The sequence below is a fragment of the Micromonospora sp. NPDC049903 genome, from assembly GCF_044460945.1.
Classification (GTDB): domain Bacteria; phylum Actinomycetota; class Actinomycetes; order Mycobacteriales; family Micromonosporaceae; genus Micromonospora.
This window is the reverse complement of sequence record NZ_JBITKL010000001.1, coordinates 519,917-541,817: the sequence shown is the minus strand read 5'-3', so window position 1 is coordinate 541,817 and position 21,901 is coordinate 519,917. Positions and strand designations below refer to the sequence as shown.

Below are 21,901 nucleotides of genomic sequence, written 5' to 3'. Positions count from 1 at the left end.
GGCACGCAACACCCCTCACGCAACGCGTGTCGCACCGTTGCTCTGTGTCAGCATCGCAGGCGACGGTCGCGCAACTTCCGGGGGGAAGGGGAAGCGTTGACGCTACGGGGGCGGTTGACCGCAGCGTTCCTGGCCGTGGCGTTCGGCCCGGTCCTGCTCGGCGCCGTCTTCGTCGCCTCCACCGTGGCGACGATGGACCGCAGCCGCGCCACCGAGCGACTGGCGGTGGCGGCCACCGCCGTGCGTACCTCGATCGACGCGCTCTGCCAGCAGCTCCGTGCCGCGGCGGACGCGGTCGCGCTCACCGCCGACCGGCCGGGCGCCGCCGGCCAGGTGGTCAGCCGGGGCCTGGCCTCGGCGGTGCTGGTCACCGACGTCACCGGCCGGGTCAGCTACGCCACCCCGGACGCCCCACCGGCCCCCTGGCGGGACTGCGGCCCACCGACGCCGCCTGCGGTCGGTCTCGGGCCGGCCTCCGCCGGGCCGGTCGGTGCGCTCGCCGTCCGGGTGGAACTGCGCGACCCGGCCGGCGCGGCGCTCGGCACGGTCTCCGCCGCCCAACCGGTCGACCCCCGGTTCGTGGCGCGTCTCGCGGCGGTGACCGGCGTCGCGGTGACGCTGCTCGACGGCGGCGGCGCGCCGCACGTCGCGCACACCACGGAGTCGGCGAACGGCCGGGACGAGGTGCTCGCCGCAGCCGCGTCACTGCGCGGCGAGCGGGTGACCGGCACGCCGGACGGCCGGTACCTGCGGAGGGCCGGTCCGACGCCCGGCCAGCCGCTGCACCTGGTGCTCTCGGTCCCCAGCGACCAGCCGCCCGGGCTGCACGCCGTGCTGGTCGGCGTGGTGCTGCTGGCCGCCCTGGTGGGAGTGGCCGCCGCCTGGCGACTGGCCCGGGTGACCACCCGCCCGCTGGTGGAGCTGGCCGGCGCGGTCGACCGGGTGGCGGCCGGCGACCTGACCGCCCGGGTGCCGGTACGCAGCGACGACGAGGTCGGCCGGTTGGCCGCCGCGTTCAACCGGATGGCCCAGGAGACCGGTGGCTATCTGGCGGCGCTGGCCAGCAGCCGCGACCAGCTACGCGGGCACCTCGCGGTGCTGGGCGACACCCTGGCCAGCACCCACGACCTGCAACGGATCCTGCGGGTGATCCTGCGCAGCGCGCTCGCCGCGACCGGCGCCCGGGCCGGTGCGGTGCTGCTCACCGAGCCGGGTGGCGTGCTGGTCGCCCAGTGCTCGGAGGGGCTCGACGGACGCTGGCCCGGCACCGGGTCGGTGCCGGTCGGCAGCGGGTTGCTGGGCGAGGTCGCGGCGACCGGCCGACCCTGCCGGGGACGGGTGGACCCGGCCGACGACGCCTCCGGCGAACCGCCCTGCCGGACGTACGTCGCGGTGCCGTTCACCGCGCCCGAGGCGCTTGTACGCGCCGAACCCGGCCCGGGGTCCGACCCCGCGCCCGCCGGGACCCGGCCGACCCCGCCGGAGACGGTGCTCGGCGTGCTCGCCCTCTACGACCGGCCGGGCGGAGCCGAGTTCGACGACGAGGACCTGGCGACGCTGCGCACCTTCGCCGGTCACGCGGCGGTGGCGGTGGAGAACGTCCGCGTCCACGAGGAGGCGCAGCGGCTCTCGCTCACCGATCCGCTGACCGGGCTCTGGAACTACCGCTACCTGCGCGAGTCGGTACGCCGGGAGGTGGAGCGGGCCAGCCGGTTCGGCCGGACGGTCAGCGTCCTCGTGCTGGACCTGGACCGGTTCAAGCGGATCAACGACACGTACGGGCACCCGGCCGGGGACACCGTGCTGGCCGAGTTCGCCCGGCGCGTCCGGGGCGAGATCCGCGAGGTGGACCTCGCCTTCCGGCAGGGCGGGGAGGAGTTCGTGGTGCTGTTGCCGGAGACCGACGCCCGGGGCGCGACGATCGTCGCCGAGCGGCTCGCCGCAGCCGTCCGGGACAGTCCGGTCCACGTGGCACGGCACACCGGAGTGCCGGACACCGTCTCGATGACGGTATCGATCGGGATCGCCGTCTTTCCGGACCACGCCGACACCGGGCCGCAGGTGCTCCAGGCAGCGGACGAGGCGCTGTACGCCGCCAAGACGGGCGGCCGGGACACCTGGCGGCTGGCTCCCGCCCGGGAGGCGTCGGCCACCCGGGAGCTACCGGTGCTGGTGGCGACCCGTAGCCCGCAGGACGGGCTGCCCAGGGCCGGACCGGAGGGCGATCCGGGCGAACCGGCCACCGACGACGAACCGGCCCCGGCCGGTTCCGCCACGACCGGCAGAACTGCTCCGGCGGGCGGCGCGTCTTCCGGTCCTCACCCGCCGCGTCACGGCCCCGGCCGATAGTCTCGCGACATGTCGGAGCACTCAGCGAACCCCTCAGCGACCGCCGCCACCGGTCGTCCCCGTGCCGTCAAGGCCGTCATCCCGGCCGCCGGCCTGGCCACCCGGTTCCTGCCGGCGACCAAGGCGGTACCCAAGGAGCTGCTGCCGGTCGTCGACCGCCCCGTGTTGCAGTACATCGTCGAGGAGGCCGCCCAGGCCGGTATCGGCGACGTGCTCCTGATCACCGGGCGCGGCAAGACATCGATGGTCGACCACTTCGACCGCCGCCCCGATCTGGAGGAGCGGCTCGCGGAGAAGCCCGAGCTGCTGGCCGCCGTCAAGCGCACCGAGGAACTGGCCGCCATCTACACCTGCCGGCAGCCCGAGCAGCTCGGCCTCGGCCACGCCGTCGGCTACGCCGAGTCGCACGTCGGCGACGAGCCCTTCGCGGTGCTGCTCGGCGACGAGTTCGTCAACCTCTCCGAGCCGCTGCTGCCGGCCATGTTGGAGCTGCAGGCGCGTACGGGTGGCGTGGTGCTCGCCTTCTTCGAGGTCGACCCGGCCGAGACCACGCGCTACGGCATCGCCTCGGTCGAGCCGGCCGAGGCCGAGCTGACCGACATCGGGGAGGTCGTCCGGGTCACCGGCATGGTGGAGAAGCCCAAGCCGGAGGAGGCGCCGAGCAACCTGGCCGTGCTCGGCCGGTACGTGCTGCCGGGCAAGATCTTCGACGCGATCCGGCGTACCAAGCCTGGCAGCGGCGGCGAGATCCAGCTCACCGACGCGATGGAGCTGCTGCGGACCGAGGGCACCCCGGTGCACGCGATCGTCTATCGCGGCATCCGCTACGACACCGGTATGCCGCTGGGCTACCTGCAGACCGTGGTCCAGATCGCCAGCGAGCGCGAGGACCTGGGCGCCGAGTTCCGCAAGTGGCTGGCCGAGTTCGTCAACTCCGACGCGTCGGGCGGTCCGAATACATGACCGCGACGGCCGACGCCGAGGCGGCCGAAAACGGGTTGACGCCGCTCGCCGACTACCTGGGCAGTGTGCTGCGCAGGTTACGCGCGCTGCCTCCGCTCGACCTCGACCTCACCCAGGCGCACGGCAACGTCCTCGCCGAGGACGTCGTCGCACCGCACTCGTTCCCGGCCTTCGACCAGGCGGCCGTGGACGGGTACGCCGCGCGCTGGGAGGACATCGCCGGCGGGGCTCGGGGCGTGGGATACGTCCCGGCCCAGTCCGGCCGTCCGGGTGGCCGCACGGTACGCCTCAACGTGGTCGGTGACCTCGGCGCGGCGAGCTGGCGGCCGGTCCGACTCACCCCCGGCTCGTGCTTCTCGGTGGCCGCCGGAGCCCCACTGCCGGTCGCCGCCGACGTGGTCGTCCCGGTCGAGTGGACCGACCAGGGCATGGCGGCGGTGGAGATCTTCCGCGCCCCAAAGCGGGGCTACGGCGTACGCCGGGCCGGCGAGGAGGTGACCGCCGGCGCCCTGCTCGCCCGCGCCGGCACGTACGTCTCACCGGCACTGGTCGCGGTCTTCGCCGCCACCGGTATCGGGCACGTGGTGGTCCGCCCCAGCCCCCGGGTGGTGATCGTGGCCACCGGAGACGAACTGGTGGACGTGGGCCGGGGCAGCCAGCCCGGTCAGGTGGTCGACGCCAACTCGCACGCGCTGACCGCCGCGGCGGCGGAGGCGGGTGCCCTGGCGTACCGGGTGGGTATCTGCGACGACGACCCGGAGGGGCTGCGTGGCCTGCTGGAGGACCAGACCCTGCGGGCCGACCTGATCATCACCACCGGCGGCACCGGCACCGGGCCGGGCGACATGGTCCGCCGCATCCTGTCCCGCCGCGAGGGCAGCCGTGCCGGACCGGTCACCTTCACCGACGTGGCGCTCTATCCGGGTACCGCGCTCGGGTTCGGCACCGTCGGCGCCGAGGAGGTGCCGGTGGTGTGCCTGCCCGGCGACCCGGGCGCCGCGATGATCGGCTTCGAGGTGCTGGCCCGCCCCGCGATCAACCTGCTGGCCGGTGCCGAACCGGTGTTCCGCCCCAGCGTGCGGGCACACCTGCTGGAGACGGTCTCCTCACCCGTGGGCCTGCGCGAGTTCCGGCCCGCGCACGTCGCGGAGCGTCGAGGTGGGGGTTACACTGTCCAACCGCTCAGCGGTGGTCCGTTCACCCTCGCCGGCCTGGCCGAGGCGAACGGGCTTCTCGTTCTCGGCGAGCGGGTCACCGCCGCCGCTGCCGGCTCCACCGTGGACGTGCTGCTGCTCGACCGTCGACGGTGAATCCGGGTGACGCTCGGGAGTGGAGGAGTGGTGCGGTTCCGACGGGCGCCCGGCTGGCCGGTGGTGCTCTCCGACGGGCCGGTGCTGCTGCGGCCGTACCGACGCTCCGACGCGGCGGCCTGGTCCGAGGTGCGCTGCGCCAACCGGGAGTGGCTGGCTCCGTGGGAGTCCACGCCGGCCGGTGACTGGGCCGATCTGAACTCGCCGGCCACCTTCCGCTGGGTCCACCGCGACCAGCGGCGCTCGGCGCGTACCGGCGAGGGCATGCCGTTCGCGGTCTGCCTGTACGCCGACGGCGCGGAACGCCTGGTCGGGCACATCAACATCGGCAGCATCGTGCGCCGGGCGTTCTGCTCCGGCTACGTCGGCTACTGGGTGGACCGTCGAGTCGCCGGCCAGGGTGTGATCCCCACCGCGATGGCGCTCGCCGTCGACCACGCCTTCGGGCCCGGTGGACTGCACCGGGTGGAGGTCAACATCCGGCCGGAGAACGGGCCGTCCCGCCGCGTGGTGGAGAAGTTGGGCTTCCGCGAGGAGGCGTACCACGCGCGCTACATGCACATCGACGGCGCGTGGCGGGACCACATCGGGTACGCGATGACGAGCGAGGAGATCGCCGCCGAGGGCGGGCTGCAGGCCCGTTGGCACCGGCTGCGCGCCCGTACGCCGTGAGCCGTCCCACGTGCGGAATCGGCGCGGCGCGGTTGTTCCGGCCAGCCTGACCCGTAACCTCAGGTAACTGCAAGCTGCGGCAGGCGCTGCCCGCTCCGCATGATTCACGTCGCCGACGCCGATCGGTGAAAGATCCTGCGGCCGGTCGGCGGTTGCTCCGAATCTTGGTGACGGGAGGGGTGAGGGTGCCGACCTCGGTGCTCCTCGCCGTCCTCGCCGCCGCCGGTCTGCTCGCTCTCGCTCCGGCGCTGGTTCGCCGGTACGACGCCGCCGAGCGGTTGGTGGCGGAGCGGGCGCAGTCGACGGCGCGGGTGCTCCAGCGCCGCCGACGACGCCGCACTGTCCCCGGCCGCAGACCGGTCAACCCGTCCCGTGCCCTCGTCGTCACACTCAGCGAGGATCCCAGCTCGGGGCAGCTCGCCGCCCCCGTCTCCGGGCCACCCGCACCCCGCACCGGTGACTCCCCGGGCGCACCTGCTCGCTCCGGTGGTGCGGCTGGCGACCCCTTTTCCGCAGGCTCGGTCGACAGCGCTCCCGTATCGCGCCGGTCCGGGCGGCCGAGTCGGCTGCGCTCCGTCGCGCCGACCGGGAACCGTTCACGCCGCCGGCCCGACCGCCGCCGCCCACACACCCCGGCCGTCTACCGCCGCCGCCGGGTCCTCGCCGCCCTGGTGCTGCTCAACGCCGTCGAAATGGTCGGCGTCCTGGTGGTCGGCCCCGGCTTCTGGATCAGCTTCGCGGTCACCGGCACCCTGCTCGTCGTGTACGTCGTCCACCTGCGCGCCCGCGCACTCGCCGACCGCCGTCGACGGCGTGCCCGGGCCCGCGAGGCCGCCTGGCTGGCCGCCCGACAGGCCGAGGTGCGCCGCGAACAGGCACGCCGCGCCGCAGCCCGCCGGGAGGCCCAGCGTCGCCTGGCCGCCCAGCGGGAGTCCGTCCGGCGTTCCGCCATGGGCCTGGACCGCCCCGCAGACCTGCCACAGGCCGCCAGCGGTGGTTCGGTCTCCTACCGCCGCGCCGGTGGCCTGCGCGGTCGCCCCTACGAGGCCGGGCGCGGCTCGCACAGCGCCTGATCCGTCCCGCCCCGCCGGCGACTCTCACAGCGCACCTCCCGCACTGCGGCGGGCCGCCGTGCACCCGCCCGCCCCGCTCGTTCCGCCCGTCCCGTCTGTCGGCTGGCCTCTCCGGCGCCTGGTCGCGGACGAGGGCGTGCGACTCGTGGGGTCCGAGGGGCTGGCGTCCGGTGAGATCGGGTGGATCTTGGGGTGTCGGGCGGGCGGGGCGGTTCGCGGCGAAGGCGGCCGACCTGTTAGCCTTGTCGCCGGCCCGCCCGGTGAAAGCCGGACGGGACCAACGCCGGTAAATCGGCGGAGGGGCTGTGGCGCAGACTGGTAGCGCACCTCGTTCGCATCGAGGGGGTCAGGGGTTCAAATCCCCTCAGCTCCACCAGCAACAACAATGGCCAGCGGAAACGCTGGCCATTGATCATTTGGCACAGATCCGGCACAACTCAGCCCGGAACTGCCGACCCCGAGCGGTTCTCCGCAGCCTCCCGAAGCGCCGTGTTGACGATGTCGCGGCGACGGTTCTCCTTCGGCCACCGGTGCAGGTACGTCTCCGACCCGAGTCCGACCCCGGGCATCCTCAGGGCGGCCGGGAGATGCGGGCGGGTGGTTGTCAGGTCTCCGGCTCGATGCTGGCGAGCAGTTCGGTGACGTGAGCCTTGATGTCGTCGCGCACATGGCGGACGACGTCGAGGGATTGGCCGGCGGGGTCGGTGAGTTTCCAGTCTTCGTGGCGTTTGCCGGGGAAGACCGGGCAGGCGTCGCCGCAGCCCATGGTGACGATGATGTCGCTGGTTTCGGCGGTGTCCCAGGTGAGTCGGGTCGGGGTCTGGTCGGTGATGTCGATGCCGACTTCCCGCATGGCTTCGACGGCGGTGGGATTGATCTGGTCGGTGGGTGCGCTGCCGGCGGAGCGGACCTCGACGGTGTCCCCGGCGAGGTGGCGTAGCCAGGCGGCGGCCATCTGGGAGCGACCGGCGTTGTGGACGCAGACGAACAGGACGCTGGGCTTGTCGGTCATCGAGCTTCGCTTTCTCGGGTGAGGTGGGGCACGACCACCGCGTCAGCGGCGTGTCCGGCGTGGGGGTACCAGGCGGCGAGGGCCGCGACGGCCAGCAGGCCGCCGACGAGCTGGGCGGCGACGAAGCCGGGTACGGAGGCGGGGGCGATGCCCGCGAAGGTGTCGGTGAAGGCTCGGCCGATGGTGACCGCCGGGTTGGCGAAGGAGGTCGAGGAGGTGAACCAGTAGGCCGATCCGATGTAGGCGCCGACGGCGGCCGGGGCCGCGGTGGTGCGGCCGGAACGGGCGAGGGCGAAGACCAGGAGGACCAGCCCGGCGGTGGCGACCACCTCGGCCAGCCACAGATTTCCGCCGGTGCGGTCGGTGTGGGACCAGGTGACCGGCGGGAGCCCGAACATGAGGGCGGCCAGAATCGCCCCGGCGACGGCCCCGGTGACCTGCGCGCAGGCGTAGGCGGCCAGGTCCCGGAGAGTCAGACCGGTCCCGGACTGGCGGCCGAGCCACCAGTCGACGGCCGAGACGACCGGATTGAAGTGCGCGCCCGAGACGGGGCCGAACATCAGGATCAACGTGCCCAGAGCGAGGGCGGTGGCAACCGTGTTCTCCAGGAGCTGGAGTCCCACGTCCGTCGGGGAGAGCCGGGTGGCGGCGATCCCGGAGCCGACGACGGCGGTGACCAGGAGGGCCGTACCGGTGAACTCTGCGCTTGCCCGCCGGGCCAGCGCGAGGCTCACCCCGTGGCCGCAGTGGCCGTGGGGATGTCCAGCAGTGCGCCGAGCTGGCGGAAGGCTTCCGGGCGGACCCGGTACCAGACCCAGGTGCCCCGCCGCTCGGAGTCCACCAGGCCCGCGTCTCGCAGCACCCGGAGGTGGTGGGAGATGGTGGGCCCGGACAGGTCGAACGCCGGGGTCAGGTCACAGACGCAGATCTCCGGTACCGAGGCGATCATCGACATCAGCCGGAGCCGGACCGGGTCGCCCAGGGCTTTGAACATCGGGGCGACCACCGCCGCCTGGTCGTCGTCCATCGGACGGGCCGCGATCGGGGCGCAGCAGGCCACGGCGTTCAGGTCGACCACCGGTACGGCTTGTTTTGACATGTGTCTAGGTTGACAGATCTCAAAACAAGAGGCAACGTGGCGGCTGATTCGAAAATCATCTAGGCAGGACGGGTCGGTGATGGCGGTCCTGCCGAGAGGAGAACCCATGTCCCGCGTTCAACTCGCCCTGCGCGTGTCCGACCTCGAAGGCTCCGTGGCCTTCTACTCGAAGCTGTTCAGCGTCGAACCGGCCAAGCGCCGCCCCGGCTACGCCAACTTCGCCGTCCAGAACCCGCCGATGAAGCTCGTGCTCCTGGAGGGCGAGCCCGGCCAGCCGACCGTGATGGACCACCTGGGCGTCGAGGTCTCCACCACCGAAGAGGTCAACGCCGCTACCCAGCGCCTCACCGAATCCGGCCTGATCACCCTGGAGGAGAACAGCACCGAATGCTGCTACGCCCTCCAGGACAAGGTCTGGGTGCGTGGCCCCGGTGACGAACCCTGGGAGGTCTACACCGTTAAGGCCGACTCCGACCACCTGGAGAAGACCACCGCGAGTGCCTGCGGCACCCCCGCCGCCGACAAGCAGCCCGCCACCACCGCAGCCACCGGCACCTGCTGCTGACCTGCACACGACCGCAGCAGCACACGTCCCGCCCGTGACGCCTCGGCCCTCGTGGGAGAGTACGAGCCGGGCGGCGGGCGGGACGGTGGCAAGCCCGGTGTCAGTCGAACAGCCCGTCGAGCGCCTTCTGTTCGAGGTTGCGCCAGCGCTGGGAGTCCTTCAGCGCCTTGGCGATCTCCTTTTCGTCGAGGTGGTGGGCGCCCTCCTCGCGGATGCACGCGACGCTGAACGGGCCGCCGACCGACGGCGAGGTCCGCTCCAGCGCCTCCAGTACCCGGACCACGCCCACCACGCCGTACTCGACGGTGCGCGTGGTCATCCGGAAGTGGGACAGCAGCGCGCCGGCCTGCTGGGCCATGGGCGCGCCGGAGCCGATGGCGTGGAAGCCCACGTCCTCGTAGCGGCCGATGAGACCGTTGGGGTTGATCTCCACGATCCACGGCCCGCCCTGGCTGTAGCCGACCGCGAGCAGGTACGCCGACACCCCGCCGCCGCCGTTCTCGCCGGGCACGTCCGGGATGTAGTTCTCGTAGTGCTTCTTGAAGACGGGCAGGACGCGTTCCTGCAACTCGCCGCCGATGTCGGGGGCTTCGAGGATGGCGGTGGCCGACTCCTCAAGGAGTGGGCGCAGGTCGTTGAGTACGCCCCGCGCACCGCTGCCGCCCCAGGCGGCGCAGGAGCCCAACGGGTGCAGCTTCTGGGCGGGGAAGCTCAGACCGCGGTCGCTCTCGGTGATCTGGGAGTCCGCGCCGATCACCACCCCGTCGCTGCAGACGATGGCGAGTACGACGGTCATGGGGTCCTCCTGGGCAGGGGGGGGCGGGGTTGGGCGCGAGGTACCCGCCATCCCGTCCGCCTACACCCCGACAGGTGTCGGGCCAGCCACAGCGCGGGTCAGGACGGTTTCCGCAGCTCGGCTGCGCCGAAGGACACCGAGAACCGCTTGCACCAGATCGAGACGCTGCGGAAGTCATCGAGATTGGCGTCTGCGGGAATGTCGTAGACCTGGTCGCCCCGGTTCCCCTTGAGCCGGTCGAGTTCGAGCCATCGCCCGTCGTCGAATACGTGCCAGCCGGCCCGGCCGGGGAGCACCGGCTGGTCGGTGAGCCAGACTCGCAGGTCGGGGCCGTTGGAGGTGGCGAGGTCCTGTAGTGCCAACTGGTGACTGCCGTCGGAGAGCCGGATCAGTCGGGCGGTGCCGGTGGTCTCGTGCTCATGCGTGACGAACTCTCCGCTGGCCAGCAGCACGTTCTTCGGACTCGGCGCGACGGATGCCTCGGCGGAGGGTGACGCCTCGCCCGAGGGGTCCACCTCCGCCGACGGTGATCCCTCAGGCGCGGCTGCGTCGGTGATCGGCAGTATCTCGGCGACCACCTGGTTGGTGAACAGCTTCCATGGTTGGAACCAGAAGAGACCGAATGCCGCACCTCCGCCCAGCAGGACGGCCAGGAGCCAGGTCAGGGGTTTGCGCGTCATCGCCGGAGCCTATGTCGATGATCGCTCCGACAGGCGGCTCCAGTCCATTTCGGATTCTTACGTCACTTTGCGTGCGGGAGTCCGTGGACGCAGCGTCCGCGCGGGAGTCTCGCCGAGGGTGCGAGGCCGCCCCGATCCGGGGCTGGGATGCGTTCGACACCCATCGTCGGGCGTGGATGGGACCTGCGTAACAGCTTGTGGTGACGGGTGACCCGGATGATCGGGATCCTGAGTGAACTGTCAGGATTGCGGTATGACGGTCAGAACTGCCGGCAGGGTTGCCCTGGTCACGGGTGGAAGTCGGGGCATCGGCGCCGCCGTCGCGCGCCGGCTCGCCGAGGACGGGATCGACGTGGCGTTCACCTACCGCACGGCGGGGGACAATGCGAAGTCCGTCCTGGCCGACATCGAGGCGTACGGTCGCACGGGCTTGTCGATCAGCGCGGACAGCGCGGATTCGGGGGCGGTCGTCGGTGCGGTGGAGCGGACCGTGGCCGAGTTGGGGCGGCTGGACATCCTGGTCAACAACGCGGGGGTGTTCGCGGGTGGGCCCATCGAGTCGGTCAGCCTCGACGCGCTGGACCGGGCGGTCGCGGTGAACGTCCGCGGGGTGTACCTGGCCACGCAGGCGGCGGTGCGGCACATGGGCGAGGGCGGGCGGATCGTCAACATCGGCAGCAGCTTCGCCAGTCGTGTCCCCGCACCCGGAGTCAGCGCGTACGCGATGACCAAGAGTGCGGTGAACGGGCTGACCCGGGCGCTCGCCCGTGAACTCGGCCCGCGCGGCATCACCGTCAACCTGATCCTGCCCGGTTCGACCGACACCGACATGAACCCGGCCGACAGCGCCGGCGCCGACGCGCAGCGGACGCAGATCGCCCTCGGGCGGTACGCATCGCCGGCCGACGTGGCCGCGACGGTCAGTCACCTGGTGGGCGACGGCGGCCGACACATCACCGGTGCGTCGATCGCGATCGACGGCGGCGCGACCGCCTGAGGCGTGGCGCGACCGCCTGAGGGGTGGCGTCCCGACTGCACGGTGACCTAGACTCCAAACCCCGCTCGATCGAAGATCGTCGTTTCGCTCGGCGGTGTCGGCGGACGTGTCCCGGCTACCGGCTGGAGCGGTTGTGGACGAAGGTCACCTGGTCGATCGTCGGCGCCTGTTGGGTCTGATCACCGCCACCCTCGCCGTCGGTGTCATCCCCGAGGCGTGGCTCGCCGAAGCGGCGTACGGGGCGACGCCCCGCTGGAACCGGCCGTTCGACAAGTGGGTTCCGATCACCTCGTCGTTCGGGGTACGGGTCGACCCGATCACCGGCGAGCGACGGCAGCACAACGGCACCGACTACAGCGCCGCCGGCATCCTCGGCTATCCGGTCCGGTCGATCGCGGCCGGCACCGTCACCGGCGTCACCTACAGCGCCGCCGGGCTCGGCCACCACGCCACGGTCACCCACGCCGACGGGTGGCGCAGCGTCTACGGCCACCTGCGGGACGTACCCGTGGTGCGGGTCGGCACGCAGGTCGCCGCCGGGCAGCACCTCGGCAACGTCGGCTCGACGGGCCGGTCCACCGGGCCGCACCTGCACCTGGAGATCTTCCATCCGAACGGGCACCGCGTGGACCCGGAGTCGATCCTCACCGGCGCTCCCTACGCCGGGGCGCCCGGCCAGCCACCTGCGATTCTCACCAAGGACGGACTCATGTACCTCATCTGGAGCACCGGCGGCACCGGGTACCTGGTCACCCCCAACCGCGTCATCGGGCTGCGGTCGATGGCCCACTACAACCTGTTCAAGCGGATCATCAACTCGAACCAGGCCGCCGACCAGCCCGAGATCTTCAACCAGCTGGAGATCGACCAGATCAACGCGTACCTGAACGGGCACGTCCCGGCCTGACCGGCGTCAGGTCGCGCCGCGCCGGTCACCGGCGTCACCCACCCGCCCGTCGAGGACGGCCAGCAGGGCCGACGCGACGAGCGCCACCGGTCGGTCGTCGTCGCGGGTCAACCGGCGCAGCGTGCCCGCCGCGAGAGTCCCCGGCATCTCGGCGAGTGCCTGAGTCAGTCGCATCCGTGCCGCCGAGTCCGCGCCCGGATCGGCGAGTGCGTCGGCCAACGCCACCATGATCCGCTTCGCCCACGTCGGATCCACGGCCAGCGTGCCCAGCAGCTCGGCCGCCTCGACGTCGTTGGGGCCGTCGACCACGAGGCCGACCAGCGTCGGTACCGCCCGGGTGTCGCCCCGGGCACCGAGCGCGAGCGCCGCCGGCCCCCGTACCGTCGGCTCGGCGTCGGCGAGCGCGTCGACGAGGGCGCCGCTCGCCTCGTCGCCGGGCAACTCGGCGAGCGCCTGGACCGCGCGCCGCCTGACCTCGGCGTCATCCGAGGTCAGGCCGGACGCCACCCGGGCCGCGCCGCCGCCGGACGCCCGCGCGAGAGCCCAGCGCAACGCACCGGCGACGTGCGGATCCGTCTCGCCGAGCACCGCCTCGGCCAGCAGTTCGGCGGGTGCCGACGCGTGCTCGGCCAGGACGGCCTGCTGACGCCGCGCCGCACTGCCGGAACCGAGACCGTGCAGCAGCTCGATCAGGCGCGCCACCTCCGGCCAGTCGGCGGGCTCGGCGGCATCGACCGTGCGGAGCCGGTCGAGCAGCTCGCGCTCCCGGTGCAGCCGCTCCTCGGTCCGGCGGATGAGGTCGCCGACCAGCGCCGCCGGGGTGAAGCCGGGATCGTCGAGGGTACGACCGATCTCGCGCAGCGACAGTCCCAGCGAGCGCAGCCCCTCCACGTGGAAGATCCGCCGGATGTTCTCCGGGGTGTACTCCCGGAAGCCGCCCACCGTGCGGCCGGTGGGGCGGACCAGCCCGAGCGTGTCGTAGTGCCGGAGCATCCGGGCACTGACCCCCGAGCGGCGCGCCACCTCACCGATCAGCACCAGGCGACTCCTCCCGGTCCGGTCCGAGGACCGCGACCCGTCTCGCCTCGTGCACGGCGAGGTCGAATCCGGCCTCCGGGTCGTACAGCAGCCGTTCCGTGGCGCGGGCGTGCACCCGTACCGCCGGGTTCCGGTGGGTGGCCGCCGCCTCCAGGACCGGCTCGACCACGTCGGCCAGCGCGACGAGGGCCTGGCTCAGACTGAGCTGGACCTCCCGGTTACCCCGGCCGAACTGCGTGGCCAGCTCCGTGGCTAGCGCCGACCGCTCCGCGTCGGGCACCAGGACGACGGCCGCCCGCCAGGCGGTCCGGGCCACCGTGTCGTCGGCGTCGCGAAGCAGTGCCGTGGTGATCGCCGGCCAGGCGCTCCGGTCCCCGATCTTGGACAGGGTGTGCAGTGCCTGACTGCGGGCCTGGGCGTGCGCGGAGTCGAGTTCCGCCAGCAGCCTCGGCATCGTGATCTCCGCCGGCAACCGGGTCAGCGCCCAGGTGAGCATGTCGCGCACGAAGAAGTCCGGCTCGACCCCGCATCGGGCCACGAGCGCGTCCACCAGGCCCGGGTCCGGGTGTGTGCCGACGGCCAGGGCCGCGTTGAGTCGCGTCGACGAGTCGTCGGCGGCCAACGCGGCCACCACTCGTTCGGCGGGCGTGGGCTTGCCTGTCGAGTCGATGGGAACCACCTCCGACCACCAGTGAAGACCTTGACACTGTGACAGGGTCAAGTCTCGCGTGTTCCCTAGACTGCGGTGGTGCGATACGACCAGGTCGAAGCAGCGATCCGTCGACTCGTCGACACGGCGGGGGAGGACGAGCTCCGGGTGTTCGGCATCGAGACGGTGGCCCGTCTCGTCTGCGACGAGCGGCTGGTCGACATCGCCGCCGACGGGGAACTGGACGAGGACGCGGTAGCCGCCTTTACGCTCGCCCGGGAGACCGTCGGGACGGCCGACGCCGCCGCGTCACGGGCACTGATGACGCGGATCGACGAGGGTGTCCTCACTGACGGCGACATGGACCCGGAACTGCTCATCGTCCTCGCCGCGCTGGAACACTGGACGACGTACCTGGAGACCGGGCAGCGGGGCGAACTCTACGAGCTGGCGCTCCGCTCCGTCGAGCAGGTCGACTACCAGGTCTCCGCCGACCTCGACGACTTCCTGGCGACACCCGAGATGGCCGCCGAGTACGCGCGGATCGCGCGGCTGTCGCAGGGCAGGCCCCCGGCCTGAGGAACTGCCCTATACGGTGGGTCGATGGCGTCCGTGAAGCAGGTGCAGGTGACCTTCGACTGCGCAGAACCCGAGCGGGTCGCCCGTTTCTGGTGCGAGGTGTTGGGATATGTGGTGCCGCCGCCACCGGAGGGATTCGCCGACTGGGCCGAGTTCGACCGCGCGCTGCCGCCCGAACGGCAGGGCTCGGCGTTCGCCTGCGTCGACCCGACCGGCGCGGGCCCGAGGCTGTTCTTCCAGCGCGTACCCGAGGGCAAGGTGGCCAAGAACCGGTTGCACCTCGACGTACGGGCCGCCACCGGGCTCGTCGGCGCGGAACGTGTGGCCGCGCTCGAAGCCGAGGGCGCACGGCTGGTCGCGCTCGGCGGAGCCCGGGTACGGCTGCTGGAATCCGACGGCTTCAACGAGTCCTGCCTGGTGATGCAGGACGTCGAGGGCAACGAGTTCTGCCTCGACTGAGCACCCCACCCACCCACCCACCGCTGTCTCGCTGCGTTGATCAAGAGGTTTTGGCCTCGATGAGTGCCTGTCGAGCACGAAAACCTCTTGATCAACGCGTGCCTCGGGGGTGCTGGTGGGGTGGGGTGTTAGTAGGGGTCCCCTGCTTCGCCGGAGGCGTTAGGAAGATGCCCCTCCTTGCGCCCGGGGGGATTTCGTATAGATGAACGTCCCTTGACGGGCGTGATTTGTTAGCGCTATCAATGCGATGAAGGTGTTCCTTTCGTGGCGGAAGGGCGGGGCTGTGGTGCGACGTGGTGTTCGTCGGGTCGTGGCAGTGGCGGCGGTCGTGGTGTTGGCGGCAGGCGCCGCGGTGGTGGGGGCGGTGCCGGCGCAGGCCGCTGCGGTCACCTTCACCAACCCGCTGGCCGAGCAGCGTGCCGACCCGCACGTCTACCGGCACACCGACGGGTACTACTACCTCACCGCCACGGTCCCCGAGTACGACCGGATCGTGCTGCGCCGCGCCACCACGCTCCAGGGGCTGGCCACCGCCACCGAACGGGTGATCTGGCGCAGGCACGCCAGCGGCGAGATGGGCGCGCACATCTGGGCGCCCGAGATCCACTTCATCGACGGCAGATGGTACGTCTACTTCGCCGCCGGACGTACCGACGACATCTGGGCCATCCGGCCGTACGTGCTGGAGAGCAGTGCGGCCAACCCGCTGGACGGGCCGTGGGTGGAACGTGGCCAACTCCAACCGGCACGCAGCAGCTTCTCACTCGACGCCACCACCTTCGTCCACAACGGAGTGCGCTATCTGGCCTGGGCCGAGTACGCCGGCAGCAACTCGAACATCTATCTGGCCCGCGCGGTCAACCCGTGGACGTACGCGGGCACCCCGGCCCTGATCGCCACCCCCACGCACGCCTGGGAGACCCGGGGGTACCGGGTGAACGAGGGACCGGCGGTGCTGATCCGCAACGGGCGGGTGTTCATGACGTACTCGGCCAGCGCCACCGACGCCAGTTACGCGGTCGGGCTGCTCACCGCCTCGGCCACCAGCGACCTGCTCAACCCGGCGTCGTGGAGCAAGCGGTCCACACCGGTGCTGGCCAGCGACGCCCGGACGGGCCAGTGGGGGCCGGGGCACAACTCGTTCACCGTCGCCGAGGACGGCAGCGACGTGATCGTCTATCACTCCCGCAACTACGAGCGGTACCTCGGCAACGGCTACGACCCGCTGACCGACCCGAACCGGCGTACCCGACTCCAGCGGGTCTACTGGAACGCCGACGGGACGCCGAACTTCGGCGTACCGGTGCCGGACGGCCTCAGCCCGGTGCGGCTGCGCGCGCACGACCTGCCGGACCGCTACATCCGGCACTGGGAGTTCCGGGCGCGGCTGGAGCCGAACGTCACCGCCCTGGCCGACTCGCAGTTCCGGATCGTCGCCGGCCTCTCCAACTCCGCAGCCATCTCGCTGGAGTCGACCAACTATCCCGGCTACTACCTGCGGCACCGTAACCACCAGCTCTGGGTGGAGCGCAGCGACGGCTCCACATTGTTCCGGCAGGACGCCACGTTCACCCGCCGGGCCGGGCTCGCCGACGCGGCGAAGGTGTCGCTGGAGTCGGTGAACTTCCCCGGTCAGTACGTCCGGCACCGCGACGGGCTGCTCCACCTGGAAGCCGTCTCGGACGCCCCCGGGCGCGCGTCGGCCACCTTCGCCCTGGACTGAGCACTCTGTCGGGGGCCGTACCTAGACTCCCGCGGCATGGCGACGGTGACATTCGTAGACGAGAGCACGGCCGGTGCTCGTACACCCGCGTGGGCGCTGCAGATCTTCGAGGAGCGGCTGACGCTGCGGGAGCTGATCCGGCGGCGGATCCACCAGGAGGTGGCCGAGTACAACGCCGCCGCCCCGCAGCCGCGCCGGCTGCTCGTCGCGCCCCACGCGACGGAGCAGGCCCTCAACGGTGACCGGGCCGAGCGTGCGCGCCGCCGGGTCGACGCCGAGCGGCAGGTCGCCCTGGCCGAGGAGGCGTTCGGACGCAACGGTTTCGTGGTGCTGGTCGACGACCGTCAGGTCACCGAGCTCGACGACGAGGTCGACCTGCGTCGCGACACCGAGGTCACCTTCCTCAAGCTCGTCCCGCTGGTGGGTGGCTGATGACCACCGCCACCGACACCGCCTGGTTCGCCGCCCGGGTCCGCGACCTGATCGCCGCCGACGACCTTACCGACCTGGCCAGCCACCTCTACGCCCACGCCCGGCACTGCCGCGACGACGTGGGCGTACGCGACGCGCTGCGTCCACTGCCCGGCCCGGACGTGGCCCGACTGGTGCACGCCATGGTCCTCATCGCGATCAAGCGCCGCAGACACGACTGGACCGCCTGCGAACTGATCAACCAGGTCGCCCGCCGGCTCCCCACCGAGCTGACCCCGGAGCAGCTCAAGGACCTGACCAGGTACGCAGTCCGGGGCTGGCGCCCGCTCACGCCCGGCACGCTGGAGATCGTCGCCCGAGGGGTGGCCGTGACCGGTCCGCTCCCGGCCGACCTGCTCAAGGTGCTTGCCGAACGGTCCGGGGAGAGCCAGCGTCTGCGGCAGTTGGTGGTCGAGCTGGTCGGCCCGCAGCTCGACCCGGGCGACCCGTGGGTCGAGCAGATCAGCACCGAGCTGACCACCCTCGGCCCGGCCTGGCAGCGGCTGGTGGCCCACGCCAGCACCGCGGTCGCGGCCCGTCCCACGGTCGCCTGGTCGACCGAGGCGTCCCGGCTGCTCGCCGAGGTCGACCCGGCCGAGGTATCGCAGGTGCTGGACCCGTGGCTGGCCGCCGCCTCCCGTACCCCGCAGTCACCGCCCGCCCCGGCCAACGCGGACGTGCTGCGCGGCCTGCTCTGGCTGGTCGAGCGGTCCACACCGACCTCCGAGCAGGTACGCCGCGTCGGCGGCCTGGTCGAGACGATGCTGCGGCGGCTGCCCGGGATCGGGCCGGCCTGCCCGAAGGTGGCCAACGCGGCGGTCGGGGTGCTCGGTCGGGTCGACGGCGAGGCGGCGCTGGCGCAACTCGCCCGGCTGTCGGCCCGGGTCACCTACAAGGGCACCCGCAACGAGATCGACAAGGCGCTCGACGCCCGCGCCACGGCGATGGGCATCGGGCGGGACGAGATCGAGGAGTTGGCCGTCCCGGACTACGGCCTGACCGAGGTGGGTCGGCACCGGGTGGCCCTCGGCGGCTGCCGGGCCGAGCTGCTGATCGGTTCCAGCGGCACCACCCTGGCCTGGTTCGCCGAGTCCGGCCGACAGGTGAAGAGTCCGCCGGCGGCGGTACGCCGTGACCACGCCACGGAACTCGCCGAGTTGAAGGGCCTGGCCAAGGAGATCACCGGGATGCTCTCCGCCCAGGCGGCCCGGCTGGACCGGCTGTTCCTGGCCCAGCGCGTCTGGACCCTGACCGCCTGGCGGCAGCGCTACCTCGACCATCCGTTGGTCGGCACGCTGGCCCGCCGGTTGCTCTGGCTGGTCGACGGGGTGCCCTGCGGCTGGGCGGACGGTGAACTGCGCACCCTGGACGACACCCGGGTCAGCGCCGCCGACCACGCCGAGGTGCGGATCTGGCACCCGATCGGTCGACCGGTGCCGGAGGTGGTGGGTTGGCGCGAGTGGCTGGAACGGCATCAGGTCGTCCAGCCGTTCAAGCAGGCCCACCGCGAGGTGTACCTGCTCACCCCGGCCGAGGAGACCACCGGCACCTACTCCAACCGGTTCGCCGGCCACATCCTGCGCCAACATCAATATCACGCACTGGCGGCGGTCCGGGGTTGGTCGGACCGGCTGCGGCTGATGGTCGACGACACCTACCCGCCGACCAGCCGTGAGCTGCCCGGGTGGGGCCTGCGTGCCGAGTACTGGGTGGAGGGTGCCGGCGACGACTACGAGGCCGACTGCACCGAGAGCGGGTCGTACCTGCGGCTCGTCACCGACCAGGTGCGCTTCTATCCGATCGCCGCCGCGCAGAACTGGACGCACGCCTCCGGTGGCGGCTACTCCACGGGCACCTGGACGAACGGCAGACCGGCCGAGGCGCTGCCGCTGGACCAGGTTCCGCCGCTGGTGTTCAGCGAGGTCATGCGGGACGTCGACCTGTTCGTCGGGGTGTCCAGTGTCGGCAACGACCCGACGTGGTCGGACGGCGGGCCTCAGGGCCGGTTCCGGGACTACTGGACGTCGTACAGCTTCGGAGAGCTGTCCGCGACCGCCGAGACCCGGCGTGATCTGCTGACCCGGCTGCTGCCCCGGTTGGCGGTGGGGCAGCGCGCCCACGTCGACGGCCGGTTTCTGGTGGTCCAGGGTGACCTGCGGACCTACCGCATCCACCTCGGCTCGGGCAACATCCTGATGAGCCCGAACGACGAGTACCTCTGCATCGTGCCGGCCCGTGGCGCCACCAACCCGGGGGAGCGGCACTTCCTGCCGTTCGAGGGGGACGGCATGCTCGCGGTCATCCTCAGCAAGGCGATGCTGCTGGCCGAGGACTCGGAGATCACCGACCCGACGATCACCCACCAGATCAGGACCTGAGAACGATCTTGGTTCGAGACGGCCCTTTCCGGTGCCGTCTCGAACCAAGATCTTCGGCGGTCAGGTGGTGCTAGCGCGGACCCGCCGGGCGGACGGACGGCGGGTCAGGGCGAAACCGACCACACCGGCCACGGCGGCGAGGACACCACCGGCGGTGGTCCAGATCCAGCGGGAGCCGGCCTCGGGCAGCCACCCGGTGAGGTCGATGTTCCAGCCGTCGTCGTCCTCGTCGGCCGGTGCGACCGTCGGCTCCGTGGCCAGCACGGCACCGGCGTTGGTCGGTGCCACCAGCGGGGCTTCCAGCCGGCCGTCCTCCGGGGCGCTGCCGGCGTCCCCGCTGGCGGAGATCAGCAGGTCCACGTCGATCGGACGACCCAGGTCGGGCTCGGGCACGTCGACCACCGACAGGCGCACGTAGTACGTGCCGGGCAGCGGGTCCGCAGACCACGGCTCCGCCCAGGGCCGGACGCGCCGCAGGGTGCAGCCGATGGCCACGGTACGCACCGAGGAGTCGGCGGTCGGGGTCTGCGCGCCGGCCGTACACGCCTGGCGGCGGCGCAGCCCGTCGAAGACCTCGACGGTCCACGTCGACGTGCCGGTGCGCTGCTCGGCGAGGGAGACCGTCGCGGTGATCTCGTGGGTCTCGCCCGCCGCCGCCGGGAACGACCAGTAGAGGTACTCACCGGTGGAGGCACCCACCCGGACCGGTTGGCCCGCCGCGATCGGGGTGGCGCTGAGGAACGTGGTGCCGGCCTTGGTCACGGTGGCGGCACCGGGCGACGGGGTGGGGGTGGGTGCGGCCAGCGCCGCACCCGGGGCCAGCGCGATGCCGGCGGCCAGCAGCGTGACCACGGTTGCCGATCGGGTACGCATCAGTTCTCCCTCCAGGTGGCGACCCACCAGCGGGTGAGCAGGCCGGTGACGAGCCCGGTGAGCAGACCGGCCAGGGTCAGCAGGAGCAGCAGCACCCAGCCGCGACCCAGGTCCGGCCCGTCCGGGGCAGGGGAGGCGGCGACCACGTCGACGGTCAGTTCGACCGGCATTCCGGGGTCCTTGGCGGTGCCCGCCTGGGGCGAGAACATGTTGCTGACGACCAGACAGACGGTGGTCACGGCCGGGGTGGCGCTCGCCGTCGGGCTGGGGGTGGCGTCCTCGTCGCGCTCGGCGTCGTCGTCCTCGGTGGCCGACCAGCGCAGGCCGGCCGACACGACGTCGGTGCGTCCGCTGCCGGCGTCCACACCCCGGACCAGTTCCCGGCCGTCGGTCGCGGTGGCCCGCAGCAGTACGCCGTGGTCCGGGTTGATCGGGCGGTCGAGCGCGATGCTGACCGAGGCCCGCAGTTCCTGTCCCGGGCGGACCGGCACCCGGTACCAGCGGTGCTCGGAGAAGGTCTCCCGGTCGGTGTAGACGCCGGGGGAGAGCAGTGGCGCGCCGTCGCAGACGTCGGTCCCGTCGACCTTGGCCGGCGTGGTGGCGTACGTGTCACGGGCCCGGTCGACGAGTTGCTTGAGCCGGTCGGTGAGGTCGTCGGCGCTGTTCGCGGCCGTGTACGTGCCACCCGTGGCGGCGGCGATGCAGAGAAGCTGCTTGCGGACCTTCTCGTCGGGTGCCAGGCCGAGGGTGTCCACCACGAGCGTGGTGCCCTGGGCGGCCAGTTCCCGGGCCACCTGGCAGGGGTCCGGCGGGGCGCAGGTGTCCTCCCCGTCGGTGATCAGCACGATCCGCCGGGCGGTGGTGCCGGTGCCGAGGTCCTTCGCGGCCTCCCGCAGGGCGAGCCCGACCGGGGTGAAGCCGGTCGGGCGCAGTGTCGCCACTGCGGCCTTGGCCTTCGCCCGGTCCACCGGGCCGACCGGCACGATCTGCTGTGTGTCCCGGCAGCCCTGCTGCTTGTCCTGGCTTTTGTAGGTGGCGCCGAGCACCCGGATGCCGAGTTGGGTCTCGTCGGGCAGGGCGTCCACCACCTCGCCGAACGCCTGCTGCGCCACCGAGATGCGGCTGCGTCCGTCGATGTCGGTGGCCCGCATCGAGCCGCTCACGTCCAGTACGAGCTGGACGCGAGGCGGCTCGGCGACGGGTTCTGCCTGGTCGTCGTCGGCCCGGGCCGACGCGGGGCCGGCCAGTGTGGTCGCCGCCAGCAGCCCCAACAGGGCGGCTGACGACCATCTCTTGTTGATCACCGGG

General features: G+C 72.2%; 22 protein-coding genes and 1 tRNA gene. 14 read left to right on the top strand and 9 right to left on the bottom strand.

What is annotated here, in order from left to right:
• Window positions 1–96: 96 nt before the first annotated feature.
• From ACIBO1_RS02470 to ACIBO1_RS02445, 6 genes are all read left to right on the top strand, one after another.
• Entirely contained in the window at window positions 97–2,349 is a 2,253-nt protein-coding gene (locus ACIBO1_RS02470) for a diguanylate cyclase (protein WP_396740842.1), read from the top strand.
• 9 nt (window positions 2,350–2,358) lie between these two features.
• Window positions 2,359–3,312 (top strand): UTP--glucose-1-phosphate uridylyltransferase, encoded by a 954-nt coding sequence (locus ACIBO1_RS02465; RefSeq protein ID WP_396740840.1) that lies wholly within the window; start codon window positions 2,359–2,361, stop codon window positions 3,310–3,312.
• Window positions 3,309–4,622 (top strand): gephyrin-like molybdotransferase Glp, encoded by a 1,314-nt coding sequence (glp, locus tag ACIBO1_RS02460; RefSeq protein WP_396740838.1) that lies wholly within the window; start codon window positions 3,309–3,311, stop codon window positions 4,620–4,622. The genes ACIBO1_RS02465 and glp overlap by 4 nt, the downstream gene beginning before the upstream one ends.
• A 30-nt stretch (window positions 4,623–4,652) precedes the next feature.
• Entirely contained in the window at window positions 4,653–5,294 is a 642-nt protein-coding gene (locus tag ACIBO1_RS02455) for a GNAT family N-acetyltransferase (RefSeq protein ID WP_396740837.1), read from the top strand.
• A gap of 185 nt (window positions 5,295–5,479) precedes the next feature.
• Window positions 5,480–6,367 (top strand): hypothetical protein, encoded by an 888-nt coding sequence (locus ACIBO1_RS02450; RefSeq protein WP_396740836.1) that lies wholly within the window; start codon window positions 5,480–5,482, stop codon window positions 6,365–6,367.
• 299 nt (window positions 6,368–6,666) lie between these two features.
• Window positions 6,667–6,743: transfer RNA gene (locus tag ACIBO1_RS02445), tRNA-Ala, on the top strand.
• Between the two features lie 228 nt (window positions 6,744–6,971).
• Here ACIBO1_RS02445 and ACIBO1_RS02440 read toward each other — a convergent pair.
• Genes ACIBO1_RS02440 through ACIBO1_RS02430 form a run of 3 tightly spaced genes read right to left on the bottom strand, consistent with a single transcriptional unit; the run spans window position 6,972 to window position 8,478 of the window.
• Window positions 6,972–7,379, bottom strand: coding sequence for an arsenate reductase ArsC (locus tag ACIBO1_RS02440; protein ID WP_396740835.1), 408 nt, complete (start codon window positions 7,377–7,379; stop codon window positions 6,972–6,974).
• Window positions 7,376–8,113 (bottom strand): aquaporin, encoded by a 738-nt coding sequence (locus tag ACIBO1_RS02435; RefSeq protein WP_396740833.1) that lies wholly within the window; start codon window positions 8,111–8,113, stop codon window positions 7,376–7,378. Before ACIBO1_RS02435 ends, ACIBO1_RS02440 begins: the two co-directional genes overlap by 4 nt.
• Entirely contained in the window at window positions 8,110–8,478 is a 369-nt protein-coding gene (locus ACIBO1_RS02430) for an ArsR/SmtB family transcription factor (protein ID WP_396692371.1), read from the bottom strand. Before ACIBO1_RS02430 ends, ACIBO1_RS02435 begins: the two co-directional genes overlap by 4 nt.
• A 106-nt stretch (window positions 8,479–8,584) precedes the next feature.
• On the opposite strand from ACIBO1_RS02430, the gene ACIBO1_RS02425 reads away from it, so the two are divergent.
• Complete coding sequence (locus ACIBO1_RS02425; RefSeq protein ID WP_396740832.1) at window positions 8,585–9,043, top strand: ArsI/CadI family heavy metal resistance metalloenzyme; 459 nt, start codon at window positions 8,585–8,587, stop codon at window positions 9,041–9,043.
• A 100-nt stretch (window positions 9,044–9,143) separates the two neighbouring features.
• Here ACIBO1_RS02425 and ACIBO1_RS02420 read toward each other — a convergent pair whose 3' ends face one another.
• Together ACIBO1_RS02420 and ACIBO1_RS02415 are read right to left on the bottom strand one after the other, a co-directional pair.
• Window positions 9,144–9,839 carry a proteasome protein gene (locus ACIBO1_RS02420; RefSeq protein WP_396740830.1) on the bottom strand — a complete coding sequence of 232 codons (696 nt, stop codon included), beginning with the start codon at window positions 9,837–9,839 and terminating at the stop codon, window positions 9,144–9,146.
• Between the two features lie 98 nt (window positions 9,840–9,937).
• Entirely contained in the window at window positions 9,938–10,519 is a 582-nt protein-coding gene (locus ACIBO1_RS02415) for a DM13 domain-containing protein (protein ID WP_396740829.1), read from the bottom strand.
• Between the two features lie 253 nt (window positions 10,520–10,772).
• Between ACIBO1_RS02415 and ACIBO1_RS02410 the strand changes: the two genes are divergently transcribed.
• A complete protein-coding gene (locus ACIBO1_RS02410; RefSeq protein WP_396740828.1) occupies window positions 10,773–11,516 on the top strand; it encodes an SDR family NAD(P)-dependent oxidoreductase in 744 nt (247 codons plus the stop codon).
• A 133-nt stretch (window positions 11,517–11,649) separates the two neighbouring features.
• Window positions 11,650–12,423: a M23 family metallopeptidase gene (locus ACIBO1_RS02405; RefSeq protein WP_396740826.1), complete on the top strand. Its 774-nt coding sequence runs from the start codon at window positions 11,650–11,652 to the stop codon at window positions 12,421–12,423.
• A gap of 6 nt (window positions 12,424–12,429) precedes the next feature.
• Here ACIBO1_RS02405 and ACIBO1_RS02400 read toward each other — a convergent pair whose 3' ends face one another.
• The gene (locus tag ACIBO1_RS02400) at window positions 12,430–13,461 is read right to left on the bottom strand and encodes a MerR family transcriptional regulator (protein WP_396740824.1); all 1,032 of its coding nucleotides are present in this window, start codon (window positions 13,459–13,461) and stop codon (window positions 12,430–12,432) included.
• The gene (locus ACIBO1_RS02395) at window positions 13,448–14,140 is read right to left on the bottom strand and encodes a HEAT repeat domain-containing protein (RefSeq protein WP_396740822.1); all 693 of its coding nucleotides are present in this window, start codon (window positions 14,138–14,140) and stop codon (window positions 13,448–13,450) included. The genes ACIBO1_RS02400 and ACIBO1_RS02395 overlap by 14 nt, the downstream gene beginning before the upstream one ends.
• 69 nt (window positions 14,141–14,209) lie before the next feature.
• On the opposite strand from ACIBO1_RS02395, the gene ACIBO1_RS02390 reads away from it, so the two are divergent.
• The 5 genes from ACIBO1_RS02390 to ACIBO1_RS02370 all read left to right on the top strand — a co-directional run bounded on the left by ACIBO1_RS02390 (window position 14,210) and on the right by ACIBO1_RS02370 (window position 19,720).
• Window positions 14,210–14,689 carry a hypothetical protein gene (locus ACIBO1_RS02390; protein WP_396740820.1) on the top strand — a complete coding sequence of 160 codons (480 nt, stop codon included), beginning with the start codon at window positions 14,210–14,212 and terminating at the stop codon, window positions 14,687–14,689.
• Window positions 14,690–14,713: 24 nt separating this feature from the next.
• Complete coding sequence (locus ACIBO1_RS02385; protein WP_396740818.1) at window positions 14,714–15,148, top strand: VOC family protein; 435 nt, start codon at window positions 14,714–14,716, stop codon at window positions 15,146–15,148.
• A gap of 310 nt (window positions 15,149–15,458) precedes the next feature.
• Window positions 15,459–16,871, top strand: coding sequence for a family 43 glycosylhydrolase (locus ACIBO1_RS02380; protein WP_396740816.1), 1,413 nt, complete (start codon window positions 15,459–15,461; stop codon window positions 16,869–16,871).
• Window positions 16,872–16,907: 36 nt separating this feature from the next.
• Window positions 16,908–17,303, top strand: a complete 396-nt coding sequence (locus tag ACIBO1_RS02375) for a hypothetical protein (RefSeq protein ID WP_396740814.1) — start codon at window positions 16,908–16,910, stop codon at window positions 17,301–17,303.
• Entirely contained in the window at window positions 17,303–19,720 is a 2,418-nt protein-coding gene (locus ACIBO1_RS02370; RefSeq protein WP_396740812.1) for a DUF4132 domain-containing protein, read from the top strand. Before ACIBO1_RS02375 ends, ACIBO1_RS02370 begins: the two co-directional genes overlap by 1 nt.
• Before the next feature lie 60 nt (window positions 19,721–19,780).
• Here ACIBO1_RS02370 and ACIBO1_RS02365 read toward each other — a convergent pair whose 3' ends face one another.
• Complete coding sequence (locus ACIBO1_RS02365; RefSeq protein WP_396740810.1) at window positions 19,781–20,593, bottom strand: peptidase; 813 nt, start codon at window positions 20,591–20,593, stop codon at window positions 19,781–19,783.
• Entirely contained in the window at window positions 20,593–21,897 is a 1,305-nt protein-coding gene (locus ACIBO1_RS02360; protein WP_396740809.1) for a VWA domain-containing protein, read from the bottom strand. Before ACIBO1_RS02360 ends, ACIBO1_RS02365 begins: the two co-directional genes overlap by 1 nt.
• Window positions 21,898–21,901 lie beyond the last annotated feature (4 nt).